Origin of the sequence: Lutibacter sp. (genome assembly GCF_041596795.1) — a bacterium.
Taxonomy (GTDB): domain Bacteria; phylum Bacteroidota; class Bacteroidia; order Flavobacteriales; family Flavobacteriaceae; genus Lutibacter.
The window spans coordinates 87,375-95,525 of sequence record NZ_JBFHHX010000001.1 but is presented as its reverse complement, the minus strand read 5'-3'; the positions used below and the strand labels follow the sequence as shown (position 1 = coordinate 95,525).

The window sequence follows — 8,151 nt, the reverse complement described above, 5'->3', positions numbered from 1 at the left end:
GTGTATAATCCTAAAAATGAACGTTTTACTAATTATAAAAGTACAGCTGGAAAGAAAAACAGTTTAATAAGTAATTCTGTAATTTGTACATTTATAGATTCTAAAAACCGGTTATTTATAGGTACTTCCCTTGGGGTAAGTGTTGTAGAATTAAATAAATTTAAAGAATATATACCTAATGATATTGATTTTATAAATATTAAAGAAAAAAAAATAGAAGAAGGTGGTGTAAATTATATTACAGAAGACCATTTTGGAAATATTTGGCTAGGTTCAGATAGTGGGGTTTACAAATTAGATTCTAAGTTAAATTTAATAAAATCTTATTCTTCTCAAAATGGATTGCCTAATAACTTGGTTGTTGGAATTAAAGAAGATAATAATTACAATATGTGGATAACCACAAAAGGTGGTTTAACTTTATTAAATCCGCAAACTCATCAAATTAAAAATTTTAATGCTCATGATGGAATACAAGGAACAGAATTCCAAAGTAAATCCATAGAAAAAACAAAAAACGGACGAATTATAGTAGGTGGTATAAACGGGTTTAACATATTTCAACCTAATGACATTAAACAACGATCTTCGGTATCATTACTTCCTAAAATAACAAAGTTTAAGTTAAGTAACAAAACAGTAGTTCCGGGAGATTCTATAAACGGAAGAGTACTTTTAAATAGAGCTATTTCTGAAATAAAGGATTTAACCTTAAGATATGATGAGAATTATATCTCTTTTGAGTTTGTAGCATTATATTTTGATAACCAAGAGCAGGTTCAATATGCTTATAGAATGCAAGGTTTAGATAAAGAGTTTATAAATTTAGGTTCAAATAGAGTTGTCAATCTTTCAAACTTAGAATTTGGAAAGTATACTTTTGAAATAAAAGCAACTTCTACTGGAGATTGGGAAACAGCTAAAGCTACCTTCATTAATATTGAAATTACACCACCAATTTGGAAAACTTGGGGGGCTTATTTTATTTATTACACTATTGGTATTCTTGTGTTTTGGTTTATAATGTACTACTATACATTAAAAGTAAGAGAAGCGCAACAACATGATTTAGATCAAAAGCAACTGCAATTTTTTATTAATGTATCTCACGAGTTTAGAACACCGTTAACCTTAATATTAAATCCCGTAAATAAAATATTATCAAATTTTAATAACGATCCCGAAGTCATTAAAAAATCAGCAATTTCAATACAACGCAGTTCTAGGCGTTTATTACACTTAGTTAACCAATTATTAGATTATAGAAAAATGGACGTTGGAATGTCTCCAATTCAATTAGAAAAAGGAGATATAGTAAAATTCAGTTACGATATTTTTTCACTTTTTGATGATTTGGCTCAAAAAAAAGAGATTAATTTTACGTTTAAAAGCTCAACTAATAATATCAAATGTTTATTCGATTTTGATAAGGTAGAGAAAATTATTACCAATTTAATTTCTAATGCTATAAAATTCACTCAAAATGGTGGAGATATTATAGTCTCAGTAAATAAAATAAAAGCCAAAAAAAGGAAATCGATAAATTGGTTTTTTAACAGAGATAAATTAAGTGATTATATCGAAATAATTGTTGAAGATACTGGCGTTGGATTAGATAAAGAGCAACAAAAACATATTTTTTCTCGATTTTATAATGCAGACAAATCTAAATCAGGAACTGGAATAGGTCTTCATTTTACAAAAGCATTAGTAGAACTACATGGAGGTAAAATATCCTTAGAAAGTAAATTTAAGAAGGGTAGTAAATTTATTGTAGATATTCCTTTAGATATAAGCTCTAAACCAGATAAAGTAGAAAGTATAAAAAATGAATATTTAATCAACTCTATGAAAGCTGTGGAATATGATATGTTAATATCAAACGATACTTCCCCAACAGACAAGAAAGATATAAAACCAAATGATAGTAATACAAAACTACCTGTAATACTAATAGTAGAAGATAATAAAGAGCTTAGATTGCATTTGACCGATGATTTAAAGGATTCTTATGTTGTTAAAGAGGCAGTAAATGGTAAAGAAGGACTAAAAATGGTGAAAAAACACTATCCAGATATTATCATTAGCGATGTAATGATGCCTAAAATGGATGGATTTGAAATGTGTAATTTGATAAAATCAGATGTGGAAACGTGTCATATACCAATTATCTTATTAACCGCAAAAACATTAGAAGAAGATCGCATAGAAAGTTATGAAAATGGTGCTGACGCTTTTTTACCAAAGCCATTTTCTATAAGTGTTTTAAGAGCAAGAATAAATAATTTATTAGTTGCAAAAAAGAGATTGCGCGATCGATTTTCTGAATTAGGAGGCGTACCTCCTTCAAGTGAAATAACAACAAATAATTTAGATGAGGCCTTTTTAGATAAAGCTACAAGAATAGTTTTAAAAAACATTAGTGATTTTGATTTTAAACAAGAGAATTTATTGGAAGAAATGAATATTGGGCGCTCTCAATTTTATAGAAAAATAAATTCACTTACAGGGCAAAACCCAAGCTGCTTTATAAGAACAATACGATTACAATATGCCTCTGAGTTATTATTACAACAAAGTAATTCTATTAAAGAAGTTACTTATATGTCAGGCTTTAATTCTACAGCTTATTTTAGTAAAACTTTCCGTGAGTTATATAATTTAACACCTAGCCAGTACATTGAACAAAATGAAAAGAAAGCAAAACTAAATTGTTAATTAATGAGTTCTATTACTCCTAATTTTTATAGAAATTCTAATAAGAGGTCATAAGTATTCATAAGGTTACACTAGTAAAGCCAGTATTAATTAATTCCATTAAATGTTTTCTTTAAATGGGTTATATTTTATTATGTATGATTCATATTTTATACTACTAAAACTCCATAGTTGTTACTATTGTATAATTATATTTTAGCACAACATGACTAAATATATTTATGAATAGAATTGGAGTAATAATACAAGTTGTTATATTAATTTTTAATACAAGTTTAGGGCAAGCACTAGATAAAAATAGATCTTGTAAAACTGAAATTTTAGATAGCAGTGTTCAAGTTAAATTAACAGGGAAAGTTGTTGATAACGTTACTTCTGTAATAGTTTTAAAATTAAAAGAAAAACCTAATGTTTTGCCAATTGAAGCTTTACGGCAAAATGAGCTAGGAATTACAGCCCTAACTGCAAGTGGAGCAAATCCTAAACGATTTAAAAACCATGTATTTGGTAATTTTTCAGTTAAAAAACTGGGTAAATATGAATTTTCTTTAATACCTGTAAATGGAAAATAGAATCCAATTAACTTAAAAGAAATAAAAATTCAACCATAAAAAAAATAATTAGAAATTAATTATAAAAATGAAAGTATCACTTTTTTTTGTTTTTTTTATTATATCTAAGTGTTATTGTATAGCGCAAAATCCTATTTATAATAATTTTGATGAAGCACCAGTTAATGGTGGTTTGCAAATGGACGACTATTGGGTTTGGGGAAGTTCGGTTATTAAGGGGGAAGATGGTTTATATCACATGTTCGCATCTAGATGGTCAAAAATACTGCCTTTTCACCCAGGTTGGATGACTTCTTCAGAAATTGTTCATGCAACTTCAAAAATACCAGAAGGCCCATATAAATATATAGATGTGGTACTGGGAGAAAGAGGGACGCAATATTGGGATGGTAAATCTTGCCATAATCCTAAAATTGTAAGGTATAAGGATACTTACATTTTATATTATATGGGCTCTACGCACCCTTTTGAAAATATAACTAAAGAAAATGTTAATGAATTTAACCTATCAAGTAAATGGTGTATTGCTGCCAGATGGGGAAAACGTATTGGAATAGCAACTTCTAAAAGTCCCTATGGGCCTTGGGAAAGATTGAATGCTCCAATTTTGGATGTTGAACCTAATACTTATTACAGTTTTTTAACTTCAAATCCTTCTCCATTAATTAGAGAGGATGGCTCTGTAGTTTTGCTTTTTAAAGGAAGAACTTATAAAGAAGATGCTATTACACATAGTGATATGAGTATTGGTGTAGCTACGGCACAAACATATAATGGTAAATATACAGTTATTGGTGACAAACCATTATTTTCTGTGGAAAAATTTGGAGAGATAGAAGATCCACATTTATGGAGTGATGCTAAAGGTTATCATATGATTGCTAAAGATCAAAGGGGATTAATTACAGGTGAAGAAGGGTCTGGAGTTTTGGCACATTCAAAGGATGGAATTAATTGGATTATAGATAAGAATCCAAAAGCATATGACAAAACAGTAAAATGGAATAATGGAAAAATAATAAAACAAGGACAATTAGAGCGTCCCTTTGTTTTGGTAGAAAATGGAGAGCCAACACATATCTTTTTTGCTACTATGGATGGTTCAGGAGGCTTTGAAAGTGGTACAAAATCATGGAATATGGTTATTCCATTAAAATAGAATCAAGTTTAAAATTTAATAATAAATAATACATATATTAAGATGAGTAAAAAAATATTACTTTGGTCAATTACAGCTGCACTTGCAGGGTTTTTATTTGGGTTCGATGTAGTAGTAATTTCTGGTGCAGATCAAAAACTTCAAGCACTATGGGGATCGTCTGATTCATTTCATGGTTGGGTAGTTATGGGTATGGCACTTTGGGGTACTGTATTTGGAGCCATCTTTGGTGGAATTCCAACAAATAAGTTTGGTCGTAAAAATACATTAATTGCAATTGGAGTATTATTTGCAGTTTCAGCAATAGGTTCGGCACTTGCAAATGATCCATATGTATTTGCCTTTGCAAGATTTATTGGTGGTATTGGTGTTGGAGCATCAACCATTGCGGCACCTGCGTATATTTCTGAAATTGCTCCAGCAAAAAACAGAGGTCGTTTGGTAGCTATGTATCAATTTAATATTGTTTTTGGGATTTTAATAGCGTATTTATCAAACTACTTATTAAGTGGAATTGGAGAAAATTCTTGGAGATGGATGGTAGGAGTCGAAGCTATTCCTGCAGTTTTATATATACTATTTGCTGTAAAAGTTCCAAAAAGCCCAAGGTGGTTATTATCCCAATCTCGAGTTGAAGAAGCTAGAAAAGTATTGAAACTTATAAATCCTGATATGGATGTTGAAGAACAGATATTAGAGATTCAAAGTCATTCTGATAAAAGTGATAAAACGGAGACTATCTTCATTAAAAAATATAGATTTCCGTTAATGTTAGCATTTTTAATTGCGTTTTTTAATCAGTTTTCGGGGATTAATGCTTTTCTTTATTATGCACCACGTATTTTTGAGGAAGCTGGTTTAGGAGAAAGTACTGCTTTGTTAAGCAGTATAGGAATTGGTTTTACAAATCTTGTTTTTACATTATTAGGAGTGTTCTTAATTGATAAATTAGGAAGGAAAACATTGATGTATATTGGTTCTATAGGTTATATAATTTCATTAAGTCTTGTGTCTGCAGCGTTTTTCTTAGGTTGGACAGGTATGGCTGTACCTATTTTCTTATTTATTTTTATAGCAGCTCACGCTATAGGACAAGGCGCTGTAATATGGGTGTTTATATCTGAAATTTTCCCTAATCATTTAAGAGCTTCTGGTCAATCTTTTGGAAGTTCTACACATTGGGTTTTAGCAGCTATAATTCCGTCATCAATTCCATTTTTGTTTAATCATCCTATGATTGGGGCAGGAGTTGTGTTTATGGTTTTTGCTGGAATGATGGTGCTTCAATTATTATTTGTGGCGTTTATGATGCCAGAAACTAAAGGGAAAACCCTAGAGGAATTAGAAGATATTATTCTTAAGAAATAAAAAATTTTAGTATGAAAAAAATCATTGGTTTAGTTGTTTTTTATTTTATTGTAATTACTGTAAGTGCGTCAAATATTGACACACTTACAGTTTATAGTAAATCAATGAATAAGGAGATAAAAAATATTGTAATTACACCAGATTCATACACAAAAAAAGGAGCGGCATTTTCGGTTGTTTATTTACTACATGGCGCTGGCGGTGATCACAAAGCTTGGATAGGTAAAGCGCCTAGTATAAAAGAATATGCTGATAAATACAATGTTATTATTGTGTGTCCTGATGGAGAAAAAACTAGTTGGTATTTTGATAGTCCTATTGATGAAACCATGCAGTACGAAACTTATATAACGAAGGAATTAGTTTCGGAAATTGATAAATCCTATAAAACGTTACCAACTAATAAAAACCGTGCAATTTCCGGGTATAGTATCGGCGGTCACGGAGCGTTGTATTTAGCTTTTAAGCATCCCGATATTTGGGGAGCAACAGCAAGTATGAGCGGAGGTGTAGATATTAGACCATTTCCACTTAGTTGGGATATTTCTAAGCGTTTAGGAGTTTATGCAGAAAACCCTCAAGTATGGGAAAGCAATACCGTAATTAATTTAGTTTATTTATTGAACGGAAAGAATTTAAAAATCCTTTTTGATTGTGGTGTTGATGACTTTTTTTATGATGCCAATGTAAGGCTTCATAAAAAGCTTTTAGAACGTAATATTCCACATGATTATACAGAACGTCCTGGAGGGCATACAAATATATATTGGAGAAATTCAATTGATTATCAAATGCTCTTTTTTAATAAATATTTTAATAAAACACTTGAATAATGAAATTTAAATTTACTAAGTTTTTTGTACTTATAATTTTTGTAGTAACAATTTCTTGCATAGAAAAAACAGCTACCAAATTAAATGAAAAGGTAAATACAACTCAAGTTGCTAATAAACCAAATATTGTAGTATTACTTTGTGACGATTTAGGTTATGGTGATTTATCTTCTTTTGGGCATCCAATAATAGAAACTAAAAACCTTGATAAATTAGCTGAATCTGGAATTAAACTAACAAACTTATATTCAGCGGCACCAGTATGTTCACCTTCTAGAGTTGGTTTACTTACAGGAAGAAGCCCAAACCGAGCTGGAGTTTACGATTTTATTCCAGGTATAAAAAAAAGTGAGGACAATAGAGATTTGGTGCATTTGCAAGCTCATGAAGAAACTATCCCAGCCTTATTAAAATCAGTTGGTTATGCAACCTGCCTAGTTGGAAAATGGCATTGTAGCTCAAGATTTAATTCAGATTTACAACCTCAACCTAATAATTTTGGTTTTGATCATTGGTTTGCTACACATAATAATGCCGGCCCTAGCCATAAAAACCCTAAAAATTTTGTACGTAATAGACAAGAGGTTGGTGAAATTGAGGGGTTTAGTAGTCAAATTATAGTTAGTGAGGCTATTAATTGGTTAGAAAAACATGAAGATAACAATCCATTTTTTCTTGAAGTTGCCTTTCATGAACCACATGAGCCAATTGCATCACCAGAAAATTTAGTTAAAAAATATTTGCCAAAAGCAAAAAATAGAGAAGAAGCAGAATATTTTGCAAATGTTGAAAATGTTGATATTGCTGTAGGACGGTTAATAGAATACCTTCAAAAAAATTACAACGAGAATACTTTAGTTATTTTTACATCAGACAATGGTCCTGAAACTTTATTGAGGTATGAAAAGGCAAAAAAATCTTATGGAACACCAGGAGAATTAAAAGGAATGAAGTTATGGACAAATGAAGCAGGTTTTAGAGTACCCGGAATTGTTAGTTGGTTGGGTAAAAATAACTTTACTGGCACTTCAGACGCAGTTGTTTCTTCTTTAGATTTTCTTCCAACATTTTGTGAGTTAGCGGGGGTAGTATTACCAAAAAGAAAATTGGATGGAGAATCATTCAAATCTCTTATAGAGAAGGGAAAATTTAATAGAGAAAAGCCTTTGATTTGGGCTTTTTACGATGCTATAAATGATCATAGAGTCGCTATGAGAATGGGAGATTGGAAAATTATGGCTCGCTTAGAAGTTGACAATAAAGAACTACCGCATATTCATAATTTATATGATGGCAATGAAGACTTTGTTAAAAGCGCAAAGATGACGGATTTGGTTTTATTTAACCTAAAGGATGATATAAATGAATCAACAGATTTGGCATTAAAAAATCCAAAAGTTTTTGAGAAAATGAAAAAAGAGTTTGAAATTCAGTATAAAGAATTGTTAGCAGGTAGTCATATTTGGACACGCGGCGAGGAATAGTAGTAAATATAAACGTT

General features: G+C 30.5%; 6 protein-coding genes. All 6 read left to right on the top strand.

The window, feature by feature from the left end; all coding sequences use genetic code 11:
- A partial coding sequence (locus ABY298_RS00300) for a response regulator (protein WP_372743978.1) occupies nt 1–2,718 on the top strand: 2,718 nt, incomplete at its 5' end.
- Between the two features lie 221 nt (nt 2,719–2,939).
- The gene (locus tag ABY298_RS00295) at nt 2,940–3,290 is read left to right on the top strand and encodes a hypothetical protein (protein ID WP_372743977.1); all 351 of its coding nucleotides are present in this window, start codon (nt 2,940–2,942) and stop codon (nt 3,288–3,290) included.
- Between the two features lie 67 nt (nt 3,291–3,357).
- Nucleotides 3,358–4,449: a glycoside hydrolase family protein gene (locus tag ABY298_RS00290; protein WP_372743976.1), complete on the top strand. Its 1,092-nt coding sequence runs from the start codon at nt 3,358–3,360 to the stop codon at nt 4,447–4,449.
- 42 nt (nt 4,450–4,491) lie between these two features.
- The gene (locus ABY298_RS00285; RefSeq protein ID WP_372743975.1) at nt 4,492–5,817 is read left to right on the top strand and encodes a sugar porter family MFS transporter; all 1,326 of its coding nucleotides are present in this window, start codon (nt 4,492–4,494) and stop codon (nt 5,815–5,817) included.
- Nucleotides 5,818–5,828: 11 nt separating this feature from the next.
- Nucleotides 5,829–6,650, top strand: coding sequence for an alpha/beta hydrolase (locus tag ABY298_RS00280; RefSeq protein WP_372743974.1), 822 nt, complete (start codon nt 5,829–5,831; stop codon nt 6,648–6,650).
- Complete coding sequence (locus tag ABY298_RS00275) at nt 6,650–8,134, top strand: sulfatase-like hydrolase/transferase (RefSeq protein ID WP_372743973.1); 1,485 nt, start codon at nt 6,650–6,652, stop codon at nt 8,132–8,134. Before ABY298_RS00280 ends, ABY298_RS00275 begins: the two co-directional genes overlap by 1 nt.
- Nucleotides 8,135–8,151 lie beyond the last annotated feature (17 nt).